General features: G+C 70.7%; 19 protein-coding genes. 1 reads left to right on the top strand and 18 read right to left on the bottom strand.

Features of this window, described 5'->3' with window-relative positions:
• Window positions 1-97: 97 nt before the first annotated feature.
• From ACYVIH_RS20485 to ACYVIH_RS20405, 17 genes are all read right to left on the bottom strand, one after another.
• Window positions 98-1,804 (bottom strand): SulP family inorganic anion transporter, encoded by a 1,707-nt coding sequence (locus tag ACYVIH_RS20485; protein ID WP_460871391.1) that lies wholly within the window; start codon window positions 1,802-1,804, stop codon window positions 98-100.
• Window positions 1,801-2,142 (bottom strand): ArsR/SmtB family transcription factor, encoded by a 342-nt coding sequence (locus ACYVIH_RS20480; protein WP_460871390.1) that lies wholly within the window; start codon window positions 2,140-2,142, stop codon window positions 1,801-1,803. The genes ACYVIH_RS20485 and ACYVIH_RS20480 overlap by 4 nt, the downstream gene beginning before the upstream one ends.
• 124 nt (window positions 2,143-2,266) lie before the next feature.
• Entirely contained in the window at window positions 2,267-3,103 is an 837-nt protein-coding gene (locus tag ACYVIH_RS20475; RefSeq protein WP_460871389.1) for a shikimate dehydrogenase, read from the bottom strand.
• A gap of 13 nt (window positions 3,104-3,116) precedes the next feature.
• Window positions 3,117-4,253: an endolytic transglycosylase MltG gene (gene mltG / locus ACYVIH_RS20470; protein WP_460871388.1), complete on the bottom strand. Its 1,137-nt coding sequence runs from the start codon at window positions 4,251-4,253 to the stop codon at window positions 3,117-3,119.
• On the bottom strand, window positions 4,250-4,711 hold the full coding sequence (ruvX, locus tag ACYVIH_RS20465; RefSeq protein ID WP_460871387.1) for a Holliday junction resolvase RuvX: 462 nt from the start codon (window positions 4,709-4,711) through the stop codon (window positions 4,250-4,252). Before ruvX ends, mltG begins: the two co-directional genes overlap by 4 nt.
• A 4-nt stretch (window positions 4,712-4,715) precedes the next feature.
• Window positions 4,716-7,400 carry an alanine--tRNA ligase gene (gene alaS / locus ACYVIH_RS20460; protein WP_460871386.1) on the bottom strand — a complete coding sequence of 895 codons (2,685 nt, stop codon included), beginning with the start codon at window positions 7,398-7,400 and terminating at the stop codon, window positions 4,716-4,718.
• On the bottom strand, window positions 7,400-7,672 hold the full coding sequence (locus ACYVIH_RS20455) for a DUF6167 family protein (RefSeq protein WP_460871385.1): 273 nt from the start codon (window positions 7,670-7,672) through the stop codon (window positions 7,400-7,402). The genes alaS and ACYVIH_RS20455 overlap by 1 nt, the downstream gene beginning before the upstream one ends.
• A complete protein-coding gene (locus ACYVIH_RS20450; protein WP_460871384.1) occupies window positions 7,669-8,142 on the bottom strand; it encodes a hypothetical protein in 474 nt (157 codons plus the stop codon). The genes ACYVIH_RS20455 and ACYVIH_RS20450 overlap by 4 nt, the downstream gene beginning before the upstream one ends.
• 11 nt (window positions 8,143-8,153) lie before the next feature.
• Window positions 8,154-9,533, bottom strand: a complete 1,380-nt coding sequence (locus tag ACYVIH_RS20445) for a replication-associated recombination protein A (protein ID WP_460871383.1) — start codon at window positions 9,531-9,533, stop codon at window positions 8,154-8,156.
• Between the two features lie 20 nt (window positions 9,534-9,553).
• Window positions 9,554-10,792 carry an ABC transporter ATP-binding protein gene (locus ACYVIH_RS20440; RefSeq protein ID WP_460871395.1) on the bottom strand — a complete coding sequence of 413 codons (1,239 nt, stop codon included), beginning with the start codon at window positions 10,790-10,792 and terminating at the stop codon, window positions 9,554-9,556.
• Between the two features lie 8 nt (window positions 10,793-10,800).
• The gene (locus ACYVIH_RS20435) at window positions 10,801-11,934 is read right to left on the bottom strand and encodes an ABC transporter ATP-binding protein (RefSeq protein ID WP_460871382.1); all 1,134 of its coding nucleotides are present in this window, start codon (window positions 11,932-11,934) and stop codon (window positions 10,801-10,803) included.
• Window positions 11,931-12,926: an ABC transporter permease gene (locus ACYVIH_RS20430; protein ID WP_460871381.1), complete on the bottom strand. Its 996-nt coding sequence runs from the start codon at window positions 12,924-12,926 to the stop codon at window positions 11,931-11,933. The genes ACYVIH_RS20435 and ACYVIH_RS20430 overlap by 4 nt, the downstream gene beginning before the upstream one ends.
• A gap of 111 nt (window positions 12,927-13,037) precedes the next feature.
• Window positions 13,038-14,810, bottom strand: a complete 1,773-nt coding sequence (locus ACYVIH_RS20425; protein ID WP_460871379.1) for an ABC transporter substrate-binding protein — start codon at window positions 14,808-14,810, stop codon at window positions 13,038-13,040.
• 49 nt (window positions 14,811-14,859) lie between these two features.
• Window positions 14,860-15,873, bottom strand: a complete 1,014-nt coding sequence (locus ACYVIH_RS20420; protein WP_460871378.1) for an ABC transporter permease — start codon at window positions 15,871-15,873, stop codon at window positions 14,860-14,862.
• Window positions 15,874-16,166: 293 nt separating this feature from the next.
• Window positions 16,167-17,960 carry an aspartate--tRNA ligase gene (aspS, locus tag ACYVIH_RS20415; RefSeq protein ID WP_460871377.1) on the bottom strand — a complete coding sequence of 598 codons (1,794 nt, stop codon included), beginning with the start codon at window positions 17,958-17,960 and terminating at the stop codon, window positions 16,167-16,169.
• Complete coding sequence (gene hisS, locus ACYVIH_RS20410) at window positions 17,957-19,309, bottom strand: histidine--tRNA ligase (protein ID WP_460871376.1); 1,353 nt, start codon at window positions 19,307-19,309, stop codon at window positions 17,957-17,959. Before hisS ends, aspS begins: the two co-directional genes overlap by 4 nt.
• 1 nt (window position 19,310) lies before the next feature.
• The gene (locus ACYVIH_RS20405; RefSeq protein WP_460871375.1) at window positions 19,311-20,054 is read right to left on the bottom strand and encodes an MBL fold metallo-hydrolase; all 744 of its coding nucleotides are present in this window, start codon (window positions 20,052-20,054) and stop codon (window positions 19,311-19,313) included.
• Between the two features lie 214 nt (window positions 20,055-20,268).
• On the opposite strand from ACYVIH_RS20405, the gene ACYVIH_RS20400 reads away from it, so the two are divergent.
• Window positions 20,269-21,516 carry a DUF349 domain-containing protein gene (locus tag ACYVIH_RS20400; RefSeq protein ID WP_460871374.1) on the top strand — a complete coding sequence of 416 codons (1,248 nt, stop codon included), beginning with the start codon at window positions 20,269-20,271 and terminating at the stop codon, window positions 21,514-21,516.
• Between the two features lie 33 nt (window positions 21,517-21,549).
• On the opposite strand, the gene ACYVIH_RS20395 is transcribed toward ACYVIH_RS20400, so the two are convergent.
• Window positions 21,550-23,796 (bottom strand): RelA/SpoT family protein, encoded by a 2,247-nt coding sequence (locus tag ACYVIH_RS20395; RefSeq protein WP_460871394.1) that lies wholly within the window; start codon window positions 23,794-23,796, stop codon window positions 21,550-21,552.
• Between the last annotated feature and the right edge of the window lie 148 nt (window positions 23,797-23,944).

Below are 23,944 nucleotides of genomic sequence, written 5' to 3'. Positions count from 1 at the left end.
ATGAGCCAGACACCAGGTGATCAGGACCCAACCACCGCGATAGCGGCGCTGTCACCCTGACACTGAGTCAGGAGCCTAGCCCCGCGTGGCCCCCGGATCAGGCAGCGTTGTGCGGGGTGTGGGCAGCGTGCAGGCGGGCGTGGGCGATCGCCTCGGGCGTCGTGGCGAACAGGTGCCGCTCGTGGGCGAGGCTCTTGTAGACACCGAGGGTCTCGAGCACCCGGCTGTGCCTCTCGCGGACACCGGAGAGCAGCACCGTGATGCCGCGGTGCTCGAGCTGGCGGATCGTGTCCCGGAGGACGGCGGCACCCGTGGCGTCGAGGGCGGCGACGCGGGACATCCGCAGGATGACCACGCGGATGTCGCTGAGCTCGGAGAGCTCGAGCAGCGACTGGTGGGCACCGACGAAGAACAGGGGGCCGTCGAGGCGGTAGGCCACGATGTGCTCGTCGAGCAGTGCCTGCTCCTCGGCGACCTCCCCGTCGCTGCCGGCGTACACCGGCCCGATCGGCACCTCCTCGAGGCGGGCCTCCTGCGCCATCTGGCGCAGGGCGAGGGCCCCGGCGACGAGCACGCCGAGCACCACCGCGGTGACCAGGTCCAGCGCCACGGTGGCCAGCGCGGTCAGCACCAGCACGGCGGCGTCACTGCGGCTCGAGCGCAGCAGCGCCCGGACGCTGGAGACCTCGACCATCCGGGCCGCGGTGCCCACCAGGACGCCGGCCAGCGCGGCGAGCGGGATCACCCCGACCAGCGGGCCCAGCGAGACCATCGCGAGCAGCAGGACCAGCGCGTGCACCACGGCCGCCAGCCGCGACCCGGCTCCGCTGCGGACGTTCACCGCGGTCCGGGCGATCGCCGCGGTGGCCGGGATGCCGCCGAACAGCGGGACCGCGAGGTTGGCCACGCCCTGGCCGAACAGCTCCCGGTCGGGGTCGTGCCGCTCGGAGACGCTCATCGCGTCGGCCACCGTCGCCGAGAGCAGGCTCTCCAGCGCCGCGAGCAGGGCGACGGCGACGGCCGGGAGCACCAGGGTGGGGATCTCGGCCCACGGCACGTCGGGCACCGCAGGCGCCGGCAGGCCGCTGGGCAGCGACCCGATCCGGACGACGTCGAGGCCGAGCAGCTCGGCCAGGCCGGTGGCCGCCGCCACCGCGATCAGCGAGGCGGGCAGCGACGGCCGGAGCCGGGCGCCGAGCAGCATCAGCAGCGCGACGCCGACCGCGATCGCCACGGGCCACCAGTCCGGGTCTCCCAGCCAGTCCAGCACCGCTCGGGCGGCGACCGCCACCACCTGTTCCCCCTCGGCGGGCACGCCGAGGGCGGCAGGGACCTGCTGCACGGCGATGATCACCGCGATGCCGAGCGTGAAGCCCTCGATCACCGGCAGCGGGATCAGCTTGACGTAGCGGCCCGCTCCGGCGATCGCCATCGCGACGAGGAGCAGTCCGGCCATGAGGCCGACGACGAGGACCCCCTGGCCGCCGTACTCGGCGATGATGGGCACGAGGACGACGGTCATCGCCCCGGTCGGACCGCTGACCTGGAGGTTGCTGCCGCCGAACACGGCCGCGAGGACCCCGGCGACCACGGCGGTGACCATGCCGGCGGCGGCGCCCATGCCGGAGCTGATCCCGAAGGCCAGGGCGAGCGGCAGCGCCACGATCCCGACGGTGAGACCCGCGACGAGGTCGCGGCGGGGCGACCGGGTCATCGAGACCAGGTCCCGGCGGTGCGGCAGCAGGGCACGCGCGCGGGACAGCAGCGCGCCCCGAGGGGCGGTGTGCTGGACCGACGTGGTCATCGGGCGCCGCCCCGCTCGCGGGTGAGCTCGTCGACGAGCTCACCGCGGGCCGCGGACTGGGACTGCAGGATGTGACGTGCGGCAGCGAGCAGGTCGCGGACCTCCGGCACGGCCAAGGAGTAGATCACCTCTCCCCCCTCACGGCGCTGGATCACCAACCCGCCGCGCCGGAGCACCGAGAGCTGCTGGGACAGGTTGCTCGCCTCGATGTCGATCTGCGCCAGGAGCCCGTGGACCGGCGTCGGCGCCTCGCTCAGGATCTCCAGGACCCGGATCCGCGCGGGGTGACCGAGGGTGCGGAAGAACTCCGCCTTGGCCTGGTAGAGCGGCACGGGCACGACGACTCCTGTCAGTGGCGGGTTCGACACTTGAAGAATACTTCATGTCGTCAAGAGGGCAGACCACAGGCTCGGCGTAAGGGCGGCCGGGCAGGCGGGGAGACTTCGAGGGCGCTGCGGGCGGTCAGCCGTCGGCGGACTCCAGCGCCGCGGTGCCGGCCGACCGCATCGCGGCGACCGGCACCTCGCCGGCGCCGGTCATCAGACGCACCTGCAGAGCCGCCTGGTGCACGAGGAGATCCAGGCCGGACACCAGCGGCTTCCCCTCGACCGTGGCCAACCTCGCCAGCGGGGTCGGCCACGGGTGGTAGAGCACGTCGAAGACCACCGACGCCGCGGCCGCCGCGCGCAGCACCGACTCGCCCTGGGCCTCCGCCGGGATCGTCGAGACCAGGATCGCCGGGCGCACCGTCTCGGCCTCCTGGACCAGCTCTCGGAAGGTGACCACGTCGACGCGGGGGCGGGCAGGGTGCCGCGCGGCCGCGGCCAGCGTGTCGGTGACCCGGTCTGGGTCACGGACCACGACGCGCACCGAGGTGCAGCCGAGGTCGGCGAGCGCGAGCAGCACCGAGGCCGCGGTCGCGCCGCCACCGAGCACCACCGCGGTCGGCAGGGACACGTCCGTGCGCTCGCGGATCGCGGCCGCCGCACCGGGGACGTCGGTGTTGTGACCGACCCGGCGGCCACCCTCGAGCACCACGGTGTTCACCGCCTGCGCCTGCACCGCGCGGTCGGAGAGCTCGTCGAGCAGCGGCACCACCGCGCGCTTCAACGGCATCGTGAGCGACAGGCCCCGCCACGTCTCGTCGAGCGAGTCGAGGAACCCGGCGAGCTCGTCGGCGCGGACCTCGCGCGCGTCGTACTCCCAGTCCAGGCCGAGCTCGGCGTACGCCGCCCGGTGCAGCACCGGGGAGAGCGAGTGCGCGATCGGACTGCCGAGCACGGCGCAACGGGTGGTCATTCGTCTCCTCCGGTCAGCAGGCGTCGGAGGTCTCGCAGTACTTCTTGTACTCCGCCTTGTACTTCAAGAACTCGTCGTAGTCCTCCGCGAACTTCGTCTCGCCGGTCCGCAGGTTCACCGTCACGTAGTACACCCACGGCCCGTCCGCCGGGTTCGCCGCGGCCTCGATCGCGGCGTCACCGGGTGCCTCGATCGGGGTCGGCGGGAGGCCGGGGTTCTTGTAGGTGTTGTACGGCGAGTCGATCTCGAGGTCCTCCAGCGTCAGAGCGACGCCGAGGTTGCGGTCGTGGGCGTAGTTGACCGCGGCGTCGATCTGGAGCAGCCGGTTGGTCGCGTCGGTCTCGAGCCGGTTGTAGATCACCCGGGCGACCTTGCCGCGGTCGGCGTCGCGGTTGGACTCGGCCTCGACCAGGCTGGCCACCACCATCAGCTCGGCCGGGGTGTAGCCGAGCCGCTCTGCTGCACCCTCGAGGTCGGCCTCGTCTGCGGCCTGCCGCCAGCGGTCGACCATCATGGTCAGGATCGACTCAGGGGTCGCGTTCGGCGGCACCATGTAGGTGGCCGGGAACAGGTAGCCCTCCGGGTTGCCGCCGGCGTACGACGGAAGCCCGATCTGCTGGGGACGGTCCAGCGCCTTCCGGAACTGCTTCGCCGAGAAGTCGGTGTTCTCCGCCAGCGTGTCGACGATCTGGTCGACGGTGTAGCCCTCGGGGATGGTCACCGCGCTCTGCACCATGTTGGCGGGGTCGAGCAGGAGGTCCAGCGCTGCGCGGGCCGACATCTGCAGCCGCATCTCGTAGAACCCGACCTGGATGCTGGTCGAGTCCGGGTCGGCGACAGCCTCGTCGGTGAACGCCTCGACGCTCTTGACCACGTCCTGCTCCACGAGGGTGCGGGCGATGTCGGAGGCGTTGTCGCCGGACCGGACCTCCACGACCACCGACCCGCTGCCGGTGCCGGAGTAGTCGGGGGCCGGGTCGAACCGGTCGCGCAGCGCCGACATCGCCGTGTCGAAGGCGAAGTAGGCGCCTCCGACGAGCACGGCCAGCGCCACCAGCACGCCGAGGCAACCGAGGCCGTTGCGGCGCCGGTGCCTCCGGCGCCGCCGGTGGGTCCGCTCGTGCTGGAGGTCGAGTCCGAGATCGCTCACGTCTGTCCTAGATCGAGGAGTTCACCGGGCACAGCCCCCGCGCTGCGTTCGGTATCAAGGGCATTCTGCAGGATGACCACGGCAGCGGCCTGGTCCACGACGGCGCGACGCTTCTTGCCCTTCTTGCCGCGCTCGCGCAGCACGGACTCCGCGGTGACGGTGGTCAGCCGCTCGTCGCACAGCCGCACCGGGACCGGAGCCACCGCCTCGGCGATCTGGCGCGCGAAGTCGCGCACGCGGCGGGCCGCCGGCCCCTCCCCGCCGGAGAGGGACCGCGGGAGCCCGACGACCACCTCGACCGCGCCCTCCTCGGCCGCGATCGCGGCGATCCGGGTCAGGTCGCCGGCACCGCGCGCGACGGTCTCCACCGGGGTGGCGATCAGCCCCGCGGGGTCGCTGCGAGCGACGCCGATCCTGGCATCCCCGACGTCCACGCCGATCCTGACTCCGGGTCGCACCGGGTCAGGGCCGTCCCGCGGTGACCGCCCGGCCGACGGCATGCTCGACGTCGCGCAACGCCTGGTCGGCGTTGGCAACGTCCGTGCCGCCGCCCTGGGCCACATCGTCCTTCCCGCCCCCGCTGCCGCCGAGGGCGCCGGCCGCGGCCTTGACCAGCTCGTTGGCCGACACGCCCCACGAGCGCGCCTCGTCGTTGACCGCGACCACCACCGACGGCTTGCCGTCGGTGGAGCCGATGATCACCACGACGCCGGGCACCGACGCCGGGATCCGCCCGCGTACGTCGAGCGCGAGCTTGCGTACGTCGCCGGCGTTGGCGCCGTCCACCCGGTGGCCGACGAAGCGCACGCCGTAGACGTCGGTGGCGTTGGCGGCGAGCTCGGCCGCGGCTGCCAGGAGCTGGCTGACCCGCACCTTCTCGATCTCCTTCTCGGCGGTGCGGAGCTTCTCGACCATGTCACCGACGCGCTCCGGCAGCTGCTCGGGCCGCACCTTCAGCAGCTCGGAGAGCTGGGCGACCAGCACGTGCTCGCGGGCCAGGAACCGATACGCGTCGCCACCGACGAGCGCCTCGACCCGGCGGACGCCGGAGCCGATCGAGGACTCTCCGAGCAGCTTGATCACGCCAAGCTGGCCGGAGCGGCCGGCGTGCGTGCCACCGCACAGCTCGCGGGCCCAGTCGCCCACCGACACCACGCGGACCTGGTCGCCGTACTTCTCACCGAACAACGCCATCGCACCGGACCGGCGGGCCTCCTCCTGCGTCATCACCTCGGCGTGGACGGCGAGGTCGGCGAGCACCAGGTCGTTGACGCGCGCCTCCACGTCGGCCATCGCCGACGCCGGCACGGAGCCGGTGGCGGAGAAGTCGAACCGGAAGCGTCCCGGGGCGTTCTCGGAGCCGGCCTGCGTGGCCGTCTCCCCGAGCGCCTCCCGGAACGCCTTGTGCACCATGTGCGTCGCGGTGTGCGCGCGGCTGATCGACCGGCGGCGCTCGATGTCGACGAGTGCCTGCGCCTCGGCGCCGAGCACGATCTCACCGCTGAGCACCTTGGCCTGGTGGACGATCAGCCCGCTGATCGGGGACTGGACGTCGCGGACCTGGACGACCGCGCCGTTGGCGAGCTCGATGACGCCCTGGTCGGCGAGCTGGCCGCCGCCCTCGGCGTAGAACGGGGTCCGGTCGAGCACCAGCTCGACCTCGTCGCCCTCCCGGGCCGCGTTCACCGTGCCGGAGCCGACCACGATCCCGCGCACGGTCGCCTCGGAGACCACCTCGTTGTAGCCGGTGAACTCCACCGCGGCGCCGATGCTGTCGGCGACCTCCCGGTAGGCACCGGCCGCGGCGTGCTTGCCCTTCTTCGACTTCGCGTCGGCCTTCGCCCGCTCCCGCTGCTCGGTCATCAGCCTGCGGAACCCCTCTTCGTCGACCGAGAGCCCCTGCTCGGCGGCCATCTCGAGGGTGAGGTCGATCGGGAAGCCGTAGGTGTCGTGCAGCGAGAACGCCTGCGCGCCCTCGATCCTGCTGCGCCCGGCCTTCTTCGCCTCCGACGCGGCGAGGTCGAAGATGTTCGTGCCGGCCTTGAGCGTGGTGCGGAACGCCTCCTCCTCGGCGAACGCCACCGCGGAGATCCGGCCCCAGTCCCGCTCGAGCTCCGGGTAGGACAGCTTCATCCGGTCGCGGCTGACCGGCAGCAGCTCGGGCAGCACCGGTTCGTCGACCCCGAGCAGGCGCATCGAGCGGACCGCGCGGCGCAGCAGCCGCCGCAGGACGTAGCCGCGCGCCTCGTTGCCGGGGGTCACGCCGTCGCCGATCAGCATCAGCGCGCTGCGGACGTGGTCGCCGACGACCCGGAACCGCACGTCGTCCTCGTGGGAGGCACCGTAGCGGCGGCCGGACAGCTCCGAGGCGCGTTCGATGACGGGGAACACCTCGTCGATCTCGTAGAGGTTCTGCTTGCCCTGGAGCAGGTAGGCCACCCGCTCCAGGCCCATGCCCGTGTCGATGTTCCTGCTCGGGAGATCGCTGCGGATGTCGAACTCCTCCTTGCTCCGCACGTTCTCGAGCTCGTACTGCATGAACACGAGGTTCCAGATCTCCAGGAACCGGTCCTCGTCGACGACGGGGCCACCGTCGGGGCCGTACTCCGCACCGCGGTCGATGTAGATCTCGCTGCACGGGCCGCCGGGACCGGCGACACCCATGTGCCAGTAGTTGTCCTTCTTGCCGCGGCGCTGGATCCGCTCCTCGGGCAGCCCGGCCACCTTGCGCCACAGCCCGGCGGACTCGTCGTCGTCCTCGTAGACGGTGACCCACACCTTGTCCGGGTGGAAGCCGTAGCCGCCCTCGTCCCGCGACCCGGTGACCAGCTCCCAGGCGTGCTCGATGGCACCTTCCTTGAAGTAGTCGCCGAAGGAGAAGTTGCCGTTCATCTGGAAGAACGTCCCGTGGCGGGTGGTCTTGCCGACCTCCTCGATGTCGAGGGTCCGCACGCACTTCTGCACGCTCACCGCGCGCTTGTACGGCGGGGACTCCTGACCCAGGAAGTAGGGCTTGAACGGCACCATGCCGGCGTTGACGAACAGCAGGTTCGGGTCGTCGAGCAACAGCGAGGCTGAGGGGACCGCCTGGTGTCCGCGCTCCTCGAAGTGCGCGAGAAACCGTCGGCGGATCTCCGCGGTGTCCATCAGGTGTTGCCCTTTCTCGTCAGTTGAAGTGGCGGCGCCGGCGCGGCACCGATCTCGGCGGGCCCGTCGAGCCCGAGCCGCTCGCGCAGCTCGCTCTCGCGGACCGACATCTCGCTGCGCAGCTCCTCGCCGAACAGCTGGGCGCCCAGGCTGAGTCCGGCCAGCCGGTCCCGGACCCCCTCGGGTGTGAACGCCTCGGCGGCGCGGCGGGCCTTGGCGAGCGCGTAGGCGCTGGTCGCCGCCCCGGCGACGAACCAGAGGGTCCGGCTCATGCTGCCTCCTCGCTGCGGGCGGTGGCCAGACGGGTACGGCGCGCAGCCCGGCGTCGCGCCTTGCGGGCGCGCTTCACCTCACGGCGCATCTCGAAAGCGATCCGGTTGCGCGACTCCGCCGACAGCACCCGTCGCAGGGCCCACCCGAAGGCGGCCGCCTTCACCAGCGGCTCCCCGACCGTCACCGAGAGCACCGCGCGCTCGGGCACCTGCGGCAGGTCGCGCGCGGCGCCGGCGTCGGTGATCAGGTATTCGGCGTCGTGGGCCACGGGTGCCTGGGGCGGCCGGGCCTCCGCCAGCTCCGCGGCCAACGCGTCGAGCCGGTCCCGCAGCTCCTCCAGGTCGGCCCTGGCGGCGCGCTCCCGGGCGGCGGCGCGCCGGCCCGACCTCACGGCGGCGACGGCGAGGCCGAGGAGCACGAGGAACAGGGCTGACACGACGCCGAGGGCTGCCCACAGTGCCGTAGTCATAGACGCTGACCCTACCTTGCGGGCCGCGAGCCGGCGCCGCGCACCATCGCCCGCACCCGCTCCCACCGCTCCTTCAGTCCGGCCTCCGCGCCGAGGCTGGTGGGCCGGTAGTAGGTGGCGTCGGCGACGACGTCCGGGGCGTACTGCTGCTCGGCGATCCCGTAGGGCTCGTCGTGGGCGTAGCGGTAGCCCTTGCCGTGCCCCAGCTTCTTCGAGCCGCCGTAGTGCGCGTCGCGCAGGTGGGCCGGCACCGGCCCGATCTTTCCGGCGCGGACGTCCGCGCTGGCGGCGTCGATCGCCTTGATCACGGCGTTGGACTTGGGGGCCAGCGCCAGCGCGATCGTCGCCTGGGCCAGGTTGAGCCGCGCCTCCGGCATCCCGATCAGCTGCACCGCCTGCGCCGCGGCGACCGCGGTGGTCAGCGCCGTGGGGTCGGCCAGCCCGATGTCCTCGCTGGCGAGGATCACCAGGCGGCGGGCGATGAACCGCGGGTCCTCCCCCGCCTCGACCATGCGCGCCAGGTAGTGCAGCGCGGCGTCGGCGTCGGAGCCGCGCACGGACTTGATGAAGGCGCTGGTCACGTCGTAGTGCTGGTCGCCCTGCCGGTCGTAGCGCACCGCGGCCCGGTCCACCGCGGTCTCGGTGGTGGCCACGTCGACCACCTTCTCGCCCTTGGCGAGCGCGGCGCCGGCCGCGGCCTCCAGGTAGGTCAACGCGCGTCGGGCGTCGCCCCCGGCCAGCCGGACCAGGTGGTCCTCGGCGTCCGGCTCGAGCTCGACCGCACCGCCGAGGCCGCGCTCGTCGGCCAGAGCGTGCTCGAGCACCCCGCGGACGTCGTCGTCGGTGAGCGGCTCGAGGGTCAGCAGCAGGGACCGCGACAGCAGCGGCGAGATCACCGAGAAGAACGGGTTCTCCGTGGTGGCCGCGACCAGCGTCACCCACCGGTTCTCCACCCCCGGCAGCAGCGCGTCCTGCTGGGCCTTGGTGAACCGGTGCACCTCGTCGACGAACAGCACCGTCTCCCGGCCGCCGCGGGTCAGCTCGCGACGAGCCGCGTCGATCGCGGCGCGGACCTCCTTGACTCCCGCCGCGACCGCCGAGACCTCCACGAAGCGGCGGTTGGTCTGCCCCGACACGATCGAGGCGATCGTGGTCTTCCCGGTGCCCGGCGGACCCCACAACAGCAGCGACATCGGTTGGTCGCCCTCGACGAGCCGGCGCAGCGGGGAACCCGCGGCGAGCAGGTGCTGCTGCCCGACCAGCTCGTCGAGGGTGCGCGGGCGCATCCGGACCGCGAGCGGCGCGCTCGTGTGCGTGTTGCCGGCGAGCGTGCCCGCGGACCCGGCGGTGTCGCCGGTGTCGCCCTCGGCGTAGTCGAAGAGTCCGTCCACCCCGCAACCCTAACCGCGGGTCAGCGGGTGGCCGTCCCGTCGTCGCTCTCGGCGATCCGGTCGGCCAGCAGCGTCGAGGAGGTCTGCTTGTGGGTCTCGAGGTCGGTCCACGTGTCGCTGAAGCCGGGGCGGTTCAGGTCCTCCGCCGACGGGGTGGCGCCGGCGACCGGCGTACCCTTCTCGTCCACGCCGAGCGCACTCAACGTGACCGGGTGGGTCGGCATCGCCCCGAACTCGCCGGCGAAGTGGCAGGCGACCTTGTGCGTGGGCCCGATCTGCAGCAGCGGCGGCTCCTGCTTGGCGCAGATGTCCTGCGCCATCCAGCAGCGGGTCCGGAACCGGCAGCCCGAGGGCGGGTTGACCGGGCTGGGCACGTCGCCCTCGAGCCGGATCCGTTCCCTGCGCCCACCGATGGCGGCCTGCTTCACGTCCGGCACGGCCGACAGCAGGGCCTGGGTGTAGGGGTGGTGCGGCCGGTTGTAGAGGGTATCCCGGTCGGCGATCTCCACGATCTTGCCGAGGTACATCACGGCCACCTCGGGGCAGAAGTGGCGTACGACGGCCAGGTCGTGCGCGATGAACAAGAACGCGACCCCGAACTCCTTCTGCAGGTCCTGCAGGAGGTTGACCACCTGTGCCTGGATCGAGACGTCCAGAGCCGACACCGGCTCGTCGGCGACGAGGAGCTTGGGCTGCAGCGCGAGCGCCCGGGCGATGCCGATCCGCTGGCGCTGGCCGCCGGAGAACTCGCTGGGGTAGCGGTTGTAGTGCTCCGGGTTGAGGCCGACCACCTCGAGCAGCTCCCGGACCCGGTTGAGCACCTGCTTCTCGGGGACGATCTTGTGCACCCGCAGCGGGGTGCCGATGATCGTGCCGACCGTGTGCCGGGGGTTCAGCGAGCTGTAGGGGTCCTGGAAGATCATCTGGATCTCGCGCCGCAGCGGCAGCATCTGCTTGCGGTCGAGGTGGGAGATCTCCTGGCCCTCGAACTTCATCGAGCCCGACGTCGGGTCGAGCAGCCGGGTGATCAGCCGCCCGGTGGTCGACTTGCCGCAGCCGGACTCGCCGACGAGGCCGAGCGACCGGCCGGCCTGCACCTGGAACGACACGCCGTCCACGGCCTGCACCTGGGCGATCGTGCGCCGCACCAGTCCGGCCGACTTGACGGGGAAGTACTTGCGGAGGTTGGTGACCTCGAGGAGCGGCGCACCGGTGGCGGCGCTCGGCGAGGTGGTCTCCGGCTGGGTCATCGGGGTCATCTTCCTGGTCACCGCTGTCCTTCTGCGCCGGTCTCGCCGCCGGGGCTGGAGCCCGGCTCGGCCGGGTCGACGGCGAGGATCGGACGCACGTCGTGCTCGTAGATCGCGTCCGGGTCGGGCAGGTGGCAGCGCTTGAGGTGGTGCGGGCCGCGTCGTCCGGGCACCAACGGGGGCAGCTCGGTGCGGCACAGGTCGCCGGGGACCTTGTCCACGTGCGGGCAGCGCGGGTGGAACGGGCAGCCCGACGGCGGGTTGAGCAGGCTCGGCGGGTTGCCGGGGATCGGCACGAGCCGGCCGTCGGTGCCGGCCGAGACGTCCGGCATGCTCGACAGCAGGCCCCAGGTGTAGGGCATCTCCGGGTGGGTCAGCAGCTCCCGGGTGGGACCCTTCTCGACCGCCCGGCCGCCGTACATCACCAGCACCTCGTCGGCCATCTCGGCGACGACACCGAGGTCGTGGGTGATGATGATGATCGCCGACTTGAAGTCGCGCTGGAGCTCCTGGAGCAGGTCCAGGATCTGGGCCTGCACGGTCACGTCGAGGGCCGTCGTGGGCTCGTCGGCGATGATCAGCTTGGGGTCGTTGACCAGCGCCATCGCGATCATCGCGCGCTGGCGCATGCCGCCGGAGAACTGGTGCGGGAAGTCGTCCACGCGGTTGCGCGCCTGAGGGATGCCGACCCGGTCGAGCATCTCGATCGCCTTGTCACGGGCGGCCTTCTCCGGCACGTCGTGGTGGATCCGGTAGGCCTCGGCGATCTGCCGGCCCACGGTGTAGAAGGGGTGGAGCGCAGTCAGGGGGTCCTGGAAGATCATCGCGACCTCCTTGCCGCGGATCTTGCGCAGCGTGGACTCCGACGCGCCGATGATCTCCTTGCCGCCGACCCGGATCGAGCCGACGATCCGGCTGCGCTTCTCGTCGTGCAGGCCGAGCACCGCCATGGAGGAGACGCTCTTGCCGGAGCCGGACTCCCCCACGATCCCGAGCGTCTCGCCCATCCGCACCGAGTAGGACAGGTCCGAGACGGCCTGCACCAGCCCGTCATGGGTCGGGAACTGGACCGAGAGGTTCTCCACGACGAGGAAGTCCTCGTCGACGCCGGCGTCGTGGGCGGCGCTCTGGTCGGTCAGGAAGCTGGTCATGACATCCTCACGCGGGGGTCAAGGAAGCTGTACACGATGTCGACGATCAGGTTCGCCAGGACCACCAGCACCGCGCTCACGAGCACGGTCGCCAGGATCACCGGGAAGTCCTGCGGAGCCGTGACCGCGTCGAGCGCCCACCAGCCCACGCCGTTGATGTCGAAGATCTGCTCGGTGAAGACGGTACCGGCGAGCAGGGCCGCGAAGTCGAGACCGAAGATCGTGACGATCGGCACGATCGCGGCGCGCAGGCCGTGGCGGAAGACGACCCTGCTGGACTTGACCCCCTTGGCCGTGGCGGTGCGGATGTAGTCCTCACCGAGCGTCTCGACCATGGAACCGCGGGAGAACCGGGCGTACTGCGTGGAGTTCGTGATCCCGATGGCCAGCCAGGGCAGCAGCAGACCTGACGCCCAGGCAACCGGGCTCTCCGTGAGGGGCGTGTAACCGGTGCTGGGGAAGACGCTCCACTTCAGGGTCAGGAAGATCCAGGCCAGAAGAGCGAACAGGTAGTAGGGGATCGAGGAGATCACCAGGCTGCTGCCGACGAGCAGCCGATCCGCGGTCGTGCCGCGCCACCTCGCGGCCAGCACGCCGAGGGTCACCCCCAGCACGAGGTAGATCGCGGCGCCGCCGAGGGCGATCGACAAGGTCGCCGGGTACTTGTCCATCAGCTCCTTGCGGACCTCCTGCCGGCTGCCGTAGGAGATGCCGAGGCAGGGCGCCTCGCAGGTGTAGTCGCCACCGACGGAGACGGTCCGGTCGTGGAAGAGCCCGCCGACGAACTCGCCGTACTGCGTGACGACGCTGTCGTTGAGGCCCATCTGCTCCTCGATCGCCTCGAGCCGCTCTGCGGTGCAGCGACCCTGCGCGTCACAGACCGGACCGGCCGGGTTGCTCGGGCCGAGGAAGAACAGCGCGAACACGAACATCGAGGTCAGGACGACGACGAGGAACGACGACAACAGGCGCCGGACGATGAAGCCCGCCATGGGGTACTACCTACTTCCCGACTCGGTCGTGGGGCGGGGGCCTGTCGGGCCCCCGCCCCACGACGCTCAGTGTGCTTTCCGGCAGGGCTCATGGCCCTGGTCGGAAACGGGTCACTGCTGGACCCAGATGTCCTTCCAGGTCGGCATGCCGAACGTCGGGTCGACGTTGTGACCCTGGATCTTGGAACCGTGCGCGTGCGCGACACCGCCGTAGCCGAGGATGAACATCGGGAAGTACTCCTTCGCGATGTACTCGTCGAGCTCGTTCCAGGCGTCGGCCTGCTCCTCGACCGGCATCATCAGGACGTCCTTGATGCGCTGGTCGACCTCGGGCTCGCTGAACGCCGCGTAGTTGGCGCCCAGGCCCTCCTCCTCCAGGTTGGTCGACTGGAGCACCGGCGGGAACCACGAGCCACCCGACGGCCAGTCGGAGCACCAGCCGGCGCTGCGGACGTTGATGTCCTTGTTGTCGGGGTTGGCGCGCTCGGTGGACAGGTCGGCGACCGTGGTGGCGACCGGGCTGGCCTTGAAGCCGGCGGCCTCGAGCGCCTTCACGACGACGTCCTTGGCCTTGACGGACTCGGCGTTGTCGTTGGCGAAGAGCCACTTGACCTCGAAGCCGACGGCGCCGGCCTCCTCGAGCAGCTGCTTGGCCTTCTCGGTGTTGGTCTCACCGGGAGCCAGGTCGTCGAAGGTCTGGAACTCGGTGCGGCCCGGGATGCCCGGGGGCATCAGGTTGTTGCCGAAGATCCGGGTGACACCCTCGATGTAGCCGCCGGCCAGCGCTGCGTCACGGTAGGGGTACGCGTAGGCCATCGCCTCGCGGACCTTCTTGTCGGTGACCTGGCGGTAGTCAGGCGCCCAGTACATCGTGCAGGGCTGGCCACCGAGCTCGAGCCGGTCGGAGTGCTCGTTCTGGAACTTGCGGAAGTTCTCCGGCAGCACGTCGTCGTAGGTCATCGTGACCTGGCCGTCGCCCTGGTCGGCCAACAGGATCTGGTCGATCTTGTTGCTCTGGGTCTGGAAGTTGAACTCGTACTTCTCCGGGTACTGCGTGCGGCCCGGGTCGGTGTTCGGGTCCCAGTGCGGGTTGCGCACCAGCGTCAGCGACTTCTCGGGGACGTACTTGTCGAACATGTACGGCCCGGTCGCCCATGGGTGCATGCGGTACTTCTCAGGCTGGTCCTTGCCCTCGGGGACCGGACCCATGGCCGGGAACGCGCCCCAGTAGGGCATGTCGGGGAACGGCGTGGCCATCTTGATGGTCAGCGTCTGGCCGTCGACCTCGACACCGGCGTAGTCGGTGCCCGACTTGTAGGGGCCCTTGTACTTGTCGCCGTCGAGGAAGTAGTCGTTGCTGAACGCCGGGCCCTCCGGGAAGGTGGCGCGGTCGAAGGAGCGCAGGATGCCGTAGCGCACGTCCTCGGCGGTGACCTCCTCGCCGTTCTCCCACTTCACGCCCTCACGGATCGTGAACTTCCACTCGGTGTAGTCCTCGTTGGGGGTGCCGAGGTCGGTGGCGAGGTCGGGCACGAGGACCATGTCCCCGTTCTCCTCGTCGTAGACGTACTGCGTCAGCGAGCGGGTCACCAGACCCATGAGGATCGACGAGGTGTTGATGTAGTACGCCTCGGTCGGGTCCATCGTGTTGAGGCCTGCATAGCTGACCACCTTGACGGTGCCGCCCTCGGCTGCGCCGTCGATGGTCACCGGGCCCTCGCGCTCGGCGTCACGACCGGAGCCGGCGGAGCCGAGCTTCTCGGAGTCGATACCCCCGGCGTCGGGGCCCTCATTGCCGTTGCCGTTGCTCGAGTTGCCGCCGCATGCGGCCAGCGCGAGCATTCCCACGGCGGTGGCGGCAATGATCGGTTTCTTGAACCGCATTCCTAACCCACCCTTTCCTGGTTGGTTGTGCAATCCCCCGATGAGTTGGTCACCGGCGAGTCTTGGGGTCGAAGGCGTCTCGGATCGAGTCGCCGAGGAGGTTGAGCGCCAGGACCAGCACCATCACGGTGATGACCGGCGCCCACAGGTAGAGCGGGTAGTTCTCGAAGGAGTCCACCGCGTCATTGATCGTCTGACCCAGCGACGGCCAACCGGTGAGGCCGATGCCCAGGTAGGACAGGCCCGCCTCAGCGGCGACGAACGCCGGCAGCTGCAGCGAGATCGCGACCACGATCGGAGCCACCAGGTTGGGCAGGAGCTCCTTGAACAGGATCCTGCGCGTGGGCACACCCATCACCTGGGCGGCCTGGACGAACTCCCGCTCGCGCAGGGACAGCACCTGACCGCGGATCAGGCGAGCCAGGCTCATCCAGCCGAAGATCACCAGGACGCTGACCAGGCCGATGACCTGTGCGCGGCCCAGCGCGTCGAGGTCCGTGGAGAAGCGTGAGGTGATGATCGGCGCCAGCGCCAGTGCACCGAGGATGAACGGGAACGACAGGAACAGGTCGATGACGAAGGAGATCACCCGGTCGAGCCAGCCGCGGGCGAAGCCGGCCACCAGGCCGATGGTGATCCCGATGACGGTGGCGAGCACGGTGGCGGCTGTGGCCACGAGCAGCGAGGTGCGCAGCCCGTAGAGCAGCGCGGCCAGGTTGTCGACGCCGCTGCCCGGCGCGATCCCGAGCGGGTGCTCCCACGTGAACGGGTAGTACGGCGGACCGACGGACGGGAAGCCGTCGAAGGACAGCACCTCGGTCAGCGGCGGCGCGTCGGGGTCGTCGATCGTCGCGTGGATGCCCCAGACGTCGGTGATCACCGGCGCGAGCACCCCGAGCAGGACGAGCAGCAGGACGACACCGGCCGAGATCACGGCCACCTTGTCCGAGCGCAGCCGCTGGAACGCGATCCGCATCGGCGACTTGCCGGCGATGACCTTGTCGACACCACCCTCGGCCTCGAGACCTTCCTCGAAGCTCTCGAGCTGAGCGGTCGTGGACATGAGAACCTGACTTTCCTGATGGGGGCCTCTTACAGCCGCAAGGACTGTAAACCACTGGGTGTTTCATGCATGCTCGGAGCAGGTAACGATCTGATACCAGCCCACGGCGTCCGATATCCGGATCAGTCCGGCACCGTCCAGATCGCTCATCTGACCTGTAGGGACGGGAAAAGCGCGTCGCCGGCCGTCACAACCGGTCACCTGACCTGTTGTGTCAGTGCCGAGCCCGCCGGGTTCCGGGCGGATGGCTCTCGTGGCTCCCGGGGCCGCGCCGAACGCGGGCCCGAGACCGCTCAGTCGGTCTCGGCGCCCTCGGCCTTCGCGGACTTCTCCTCCGGTTTGGCGTCCACGCCCGCCTCCTTGCGCTGCTGCGGCGTGATCGGGGCGGGTGCAGCCGTCAGCGGGTCGTACCCCGCGCCGGTCTTCGGGAAGGCGATCACGTCGCGGATCGACTCGGTGCCGGCAAGCAGCGCGACGATCCGGTCCCAGCCGAAGGCGATCCCGCCGTGCGGCGGAGCGCCGTACTTGAACGCCTCGAGGAGGAAGCCGAACTTCTCCTGCGCCTCGGCCTCGCCGATCCCCATCACCGAGAAGACCCGCTTCTGCACGTCCTCGCGGTGGATACGGATCGAGCCGCCACCGATCTCGTTGCCGTTGCAGACGATGTCGTAGGCATAGGCCAACGCGCTGCCGGGGTCGGTGTCGAAGGTGTCGAGACACTCCGGCTTCGGTGAGGTGAACGCGTGGTGCACCGCGGTCCACGCTCCGCTGCCGACGGCCACGTCACCGGCCGCGGTGGCCTCGTCGGCGGGCTCGAACAGCGGCGCGTCGACCACCCACACGAACTTCCACGCCGACTCGTCGATGAGGCCCACGCGCCGGCCGATCTCCAGGCGTGCCGCGCCGAGCAGGGCGCGCGACTGCTTCGGCGCCCCGGCGGCGAAGAAGATGGCGTCCCCGGGCCTGGCGCCCACGTGGTCGGCGATCTTGGCCTTCTCGTCCTCGCTGATGTTCTTCGCGACCGGTCCGCCGAGCTCGCCGTCCTCGCCGACGAGCACGTAGGCAAGGCCCTTCGCGCCGCGCTGCTTGGCCCAGTCCTGCCAGGCGTCGAGCTGCTTGCGCGGCTGGCTCGCGCCGCCCGGCATCACCACGGCACCGACGTACGGCGCCTGGAACACCCGGAACGGGGTGTGCTGGAAGAACTCCGTGCACTCGACGAGCTCGAGGCCCATCCGCAGGTCGGGCTTGTCGGTGCCGAACCGGCGCATCGCCTCGTCGTAGGTGATCCGCTCGATCGGGGTGTCGATCTCGTGGCCGATCAGCCGCCAGACCTCCTTGAGGACGTCCTCGGCGAGCGCGATCACGTCGTCCTGCTCGACGAAGCTCATCTCGATGTCGAGCTGGGTGAACTCCGGCTGCCGGTCGGCGCGGAAGTCCTCGTCGCGGTAGCAGCGCGCGATCTGGTAGTAGCGCTCCATGCCCCCGACCATCAGCAGCTGCTTGAAGAGCTGGGGGCTCTGCGGCAGGGCGTACCAGCTGCCCGGCTGCAGCCGGGCCGGCACCAGGAAGTCACGGGCCCCCTCGGGGGTCGAGCGGGTCAGCGTCGGCGTCTCGATCTCGACGAAGCCGGCCTCGTCGAGGACGGCGCGGGCGGCGCGGTTCACCTTGCTGCGCAGCCGGATCGCGTCACCGGGCCCCTGCCGCCGCAGGTCCAGGTAGCGGTGCTTCAGGCGCACCTCCTCGCCCACCTCGACGTGCTCGTCGATCGGGAACGGCAGGGGTGCGGCCGCGCTGAGCACCTCGACGTCGGCGGCGATCACCTCGATCTCGCCGGTCGGCAGGTTCGGGTTGGCGTTGCCCTCGGGGCGCATCGAGACCTCACCGGTCACCTTGATGCAGTACTCCGAGCGCAGGTGGTGGGCGACCTCCTCGTCGCGGACCACGACCTGCACCACGCCCGAGGCCTCGCGCAGGTCGAGGAACGCCACCCCGCCGTGGTCGCGCCGGCGGCCGATCCAGCCCGCCAGGGTGACGGTCTGCCCGGCGTGCTCGGGGCGCAGGCTGCCGGCGTCATGGGTGCGGATCACGAGAGCTCCTCAAGGCTGTGCGAGACGATGGTGGGGGTCAGGTCCTCGACGGGCGGCGTCCAGGCGTCCGCATCGGCGTCGGTCTGATCGCCGCTGCGGATGTCCTTGACCTGGTCGACTCCCCCGTCGGCTCCGGGGAACCAGACGAACGGGATGCCGCGGCGCTCGGCGTACCTGATCTGCTTGCCGAACTTCTGTGCCGAGGCGGCCACCTCGGTCGGGATGTCGCGAGCGCGCAGGCGCTGGGCGACGGCCTCGGAGACCGGCCGGCTGTCCTCGTCGGCGAGTGCGACGAGGACGACGGAGGGCACCTTGCGGTCGCTGGTCAGGACGCCCTTGGCGACCAGCGGCACGAGCATCCGGCTCAGGCCCAGGGAGATGCCCACGCCGGGGTACGTCGTCCGGCCGTCGCTGGCAAGCGAGTCGTAGCGCCCCCCCGAGCAGATCGAGCCGAGCCCCTCGAAGCCCTCGAGCCGGGTCTCGAAGACCGTGCCGGTGTAGTAGTCCAGACCGCGGGCGATGCGTAGGTCGGCCTCGACGGTGAACCGGTCGGTGTTCAGGTCCGCGCAGCCCTCGACCACCGCAGCAAGCTCGCCGAGGCCTTCCTCCAGCAGCTCGTTGGTGACGCCCAGGGCCCGGACCTCCTCGACGAACCCCGTGTCGCTGCTCCGCACCGCCGCCAGGCGCAGGCACTGTTCGACCTGCTTGTCATCGAGGCCGGCCTCGTCGACGAGCAGCTGGCGTACGACGTCCTCGGGGACCTTGTCCATCTTGTCGACGACCCGCATCACGGCCTCCATGTCCGTGGCGCCGATGCCGGTGTAGAAGCCTTGGATCAGCTTGCGGTTGTTGACCTGCAGACGCATCGGCGGCAGCGGGAGCGCGACGAGCGCCTCGGCCATCACCCGGGCGACCTCGATGTCGTGGTGGAACGGCAAGGTGTCCTTGCCGACCACGTCGATGTCGGCCTGGGCGAACTCGCGGAAGCGGCCCTCCTGCGGCCGCTCGCCGCGCCACACCTTCTGGATCTGGTAGCGCCGGAACGGGAACTCCAGCTTGCCGGCGTTCTCGAGCACGTAGCGCGCGAACGGAACCGTGAGGTCGAAGTGCAGGCCCATCCCGGCGTCGGTCTGCTGCTCGTCGGCCTGCAGGCGGCGCAGCACGTAGACCTCCTTGGAGGTCTCCCCCTTGCGCAGCAGCTGGTCCATCGGCTCCACGGCGCGGGTCTCGATGTTGGCGAACCCGTGCAGCTCGAAGGTACGCCGGAGCCGGTCGATGACCTGCAGCTCGATGACGCGCTGCTCGGGCAGGAACTCGGGGAACCCGCTCAGCGGGGTGGGTCTACTCATGTCACAGGCCTCGGGTGTTGGGCATCGGCGCCGGTCCGGCGGCGGGGTCGGCCAGGTCGCGGGCCGCCACGTCGAGCAGGTAGGGGTTGGTCGCCTTCTCCCGCCCGATGCTGGTCTGCTCCCCGTGGCCGGGAAGCACCACGATGTTGTCGGCCAGCGGCAGCACCTTGCTCGCCAGGGTGCGCAGCATCGTCGGGTGGTCGCCGCCCGGCAGGTCGGTGCGGCCGATGGACCCGGCGAAGAGCAGGTCGCCGCTGAACATCACCTCGGCGATCTCGTCACCGCCCTGCCCGTCGTACGGCGACCGGAACGTGACCGAGCCGCGGGTGTGCCCCGGCGTGTGGTCGACGACGAAGGTCAGCCCGGCGAGCTCGAGCGCCTGGCCGTCGCCGACCTCCTCGACCCGGTCCGGCTCGGCGAACTCGTGCTTGCCACCGAGCAGCATCCCGGCAGACTCCGGTGAGATGCCGGCCATCGGGTCGGTGAGCAGGTGCCGGTCCGCGGGGTGGATGTAGGCCGTGGCGTCGTAGCTGCCGGCCACGGGCGCCACGCACCACATGTGGTCGATGTGACCGTGGGTGACCAGCACGGAGACCGGCTTGAGGTGGTGCTCACGGACGACCTCGGCGACGCCGGCGGCGGCGTCCTTGCCCGGGTCGACCACCACGCACTCCTGGCCCGGGCCGGTCGCCACCACGTAGCAGTTGGTGCCCCACGGTCCCGCCGGGAAGCCTGCGATGAACACGGGTGGGCACTCCTGTTGTGGTCGGGTGGGGACCGGTGAAGCCTACCCAGCACCGGGGGCGTCACGGAAACCGCGGGAGCCGTTATGGCCTTGTAGCCGGGAAGTCGGTGTCGCCCGGCGCCGGTGCGACCTAGACTCACGGTGATCTGACCCATGATGCAACCAGCCGGGGGTTCGCCGTCGGCGGTGCACCTGATGCTGAAGAGGTACTCCGGTGAACGACTCGCACCCCGGCAAGCCCGCCCACGAGTGGGGCCGTGTGGCCGAGGACGGCTCGGTGTTCGTGCGCACCGCGGACGGTGAGCGTCAGGTCGGGCAGATGCCGGACGCCACGCCGGAGGAGGCGCTGGCGTTCTACGTCAAGCGCTACGACGACCTCGCCTTCGAGGTGCAGCTCCTCGAGCAGCGGATCACGGCCGGCAACCTCGGCCCCGAGGAGGCGAGCACCGCGGTGGACCAGGTCCGGTCCACGCTGAAGGACGCGCAGGCGGTCGGCGACCTCGCCGCACTGGAAACGCGCCTCGACGCGCTCGGGGAGACGATCAGCAAGCAGCGCGAGCAGCGCAAGGCCGAGCGCGCCCAGAAGGCCGCCGAGGCCAAGGTGCACAAAGAGCGGATCGCCGCCGAGGCCGAGCGGCTCGCCGAGAGCAACGACTGGCGCAACGGCGCCAACCGGCTGCGTGAGCTGCTCGAGGAGTGGAAGGCACTCCCCCGCATCGACAAGAGCACCGACGACGCCCTGTGGCGGCGGTTCTCCACCGCACGCACCACCTACACCCGGCGTCGCAAGGCGCACTTCGCCGAGCTCGGGGAGAAGCGGGAGGCGGCTCGCGCGGTCAAGGAGAAGCTGGTCGTCGAGGCCGAGGCGCTCGCCGACTCCACCGAGTGGGGGCCGACGGCCGGCAAGTACCGCGAGCTGATGCGCCAGTGGAAGGCCGCGGGCCCGGCACCCAAGAACGTCGACGACCAGCTCTGGAAGCGCTTCCGGGGTGCCCAGGACAAGTTCTTCGGCGCCCGCGACGCGGCCAACGCGCAGCTCGACGCCGAGTTCGCCGCCAACGCCGAGGTGAAGGAGAAGCTGCTCGTCGAGGCCGAGGCGCTGCTGCCCGTCACCGACGTGAAGGCCGCCAAGGACGCCTTCCGGGAGCTCGCCGAGCGGTGGGACGCGGCGGGCAAGGTCCCGCGCGACCGGATCAAGGAGCTCGAGGGCCGCATGCGCAAGGTCGAGCAGGCGATCCGCGGGGTCGAGGACGACCAGTGGAAGCGCACCAACCCGGAGGCGCGCGCCCGCGCCGCGGACACCGTCTCCCAGCTCGAGGCCTCGCTCGCCGAGCTGGAGGAGAAGCGGGCCAAGGCCGAGGCCGCCGGCAACGCCAAGAAGGCCGCCGAGCACGCGGCGGCCATCGAGGCACGCCAGGCGTGGCTGGTCGAGGCCCGCAAGGCGCTCGACGACTTCAGCTGACCCTGCTCACCCGGCGGCGCGGCCGGCTCTGGACTACTGGGTCACCCGGTAGGCGTCGAAGACGCCGTCGACCGAGCGCACCGCCTTCAGCACGTGGCCGAGGTGCTTGGGGTCACCCATCTCGAAGGTGAACCGGGACTTCGCCACCCGGTCCCGGGTCGTGGTCAGCGACGCCGCCAGGATGTTGACGTGCACGTCGGAGAGCACCTTGGTGATGTCCGAGAGCAACCGGGCCCGGTCGAGCGCCTCGACCTGGATGTTCACCAGGAACATCGACTGTGCGGTCGGCGCCCACTCGACGTCGACCAGCCGCTCGGGCTGCGCCTTCAGGCTGGCCACGTTGGTGCAGTCCTCGCGGTGCACCGAGACTCCGGCTCCGCGGGTCACGAAGCCGAGGATCTTGTCTCCGGGCACGGGCGTGCAGCACTTGGCGAGCTTCACCCACACGTCGGAGATGCCCTTGACGATGACACCGGCGTCGCCGCCGATGCGCTGCTTCGCGCGAGTGCGCTCCGACGTGAGGCGGACGCCCTCGGCGAGGTCCTCGGCGGCGCCCTCCTCGCCGCCGTACAGGTCGATCACCCGGCGTACGACGGTCTGCGCACCGACGTTGCCCTCGCCGACCGCGGCGTACAACGCGGACACGTCGGGGAGCTTCATCTCGGCCGCGACCGTGCTGAGCGAGTCGTGGGTGAGCACGCGCTTGAGGGGCTGGCCCTCCTTGCGCATCAGCCGGGCGATCTGCTCCTTGCCGTGCTCGATCGCCTCCTCGCGCCGCTCCTTGGTGAACCACTGCCGGATCTTGTTGCGCGCGCGCGGTGACTTGACGTAGGCCAGCCAGTCCCGGCTCGGCCCGGCGTTGGGCGCCTTGGAGGTGAAGACCTCCACCACGTCGCCGTTGTCGAGGGTGGACTCCAGCGGCACCAGTCGGCCGTTGACCCGCGCACCGATCGTGCGGTGGCCGACCTCGGTGTGGATGGCGTAGGCGAAGTCGACCGGCGTCGAGCCGGTGGGGAGCGCCACCACGTCGCCGCGGGGGGTGAAGACGTAGACCTCGGCAGTGTTGATCTCGAAGCGCAACGACTCCAGGAACTCCCCGGGGTCCTCGGTCTCCTGCTGCCAGTCGAGCAGCTGGCGGACCCAGGCCATGTCGGAGTTCGACGTGCCCGAGGTCATCAGGGCGCGATCGGTGTCGTCTCCCTTGACCGAGCTCTCCTTGTACTTCCAGTGCGCAGCGACGCCGTACTCGGCTCGGCGGTGCATCCCGAAGGTGCGGATCTGCAGCTCCACCGGCTTGCCCTCGAGCCCGATCACCGTCGTGTGCAGCGACTGGTACATGTTGAACTTCGGCATCGCGACGTAGTCCTTGAACCGGCCCGGCACCGGGTTCCACCGCGAGTGCAGCACGCCGAGCGCGGCGTAGCAGTCCCGGTCGGTCTCGACGAGGATCCGGATGCCGACCAGGTCGTAGATGTCGGAGAACTCCCGGCCACGCACGATCATCTTCTGGTAGATCGAGTAGTAGTGCTTGGGACGGCCTGTCACGACGGCCTTGATCCCGGCTTCGCGCAGGTCCCTCTCGACCTGCTCGATCACGCGGGCGAGGAACTGGTCGCGTGAGGGTGCGCGTTCGGCGACGAGACGGACGATCTCGTCGTAGATCTTGGGGTGCAGCGTCGCGAAGGCGAGGTCCTCCAGCTCCCACTTCAGGGTGTTCATGCCGAGCCGGTGCGCAAGCGGAGCGAAGATCTCGAGGGTCTCGCGGGCCTTGCGTTCCTGCGTGTCCTGCTTGAGGTAGCGCAGGGTGCGCATGTTGTGCAGCCGGTCGGCGAGCTTGATGACCAGGACCCGGATGTCGCGGCTCATCGCCACGATCATCTTGCGGATGGTCTCCGCCTGCGCGGAGTCGCCGTACTTGACCTTGTCGAGCTTGGTGACGCCGTCGACCAGGGCCGCCACCTCGTCGCCGAAGTCGTTGCGCAGCTCGTCGAGGGTGTAGGAGGTGTCCTCGACGGTGTCGTGGAGGAGCGCGGCGCACAGGGTCGGCTCGGTCATGCCGATGTCGGCGAGGATCGTGGCCACCGCGAGGGGGTGGGTGATGTAGGGGTCGCCGCTCTTGCGGGTCTGGGTGCCGTGGGCCTTCTCGGCCGTGACGTAGGCGCGCTCAAGCAGCGCCAGGTCGGCTTTGGGATGGTTCGCGCGGACAGCCCGGAGCAGCGGCTCCAGCACCGGGTTCCCGGGCTGGGCCTTGGTCGTCATCCGGGCCAGCCGGGCACGCATCCGGCGCCCCGACGGCGCGCCCGATGGCGGCGCCGCGGGTCGGCTCGACGCGGGCTTGGGCTGGGTCTGCTCGTCCGGGGCCGCGGTGTCCGCCGGCGGAGCGGGCTCGGTCGCGGCCGCGCTCACGACGCGTTCATCGGCCATCGCT

The sequence above is a fragment of the Nocardioides pakistanensis genome, assembly GCF_054781215.1.
Note: the sequence above shows the minus strand (reverse complement) of the source record. Positions and strands in the feature narration are given on the sequence as shown.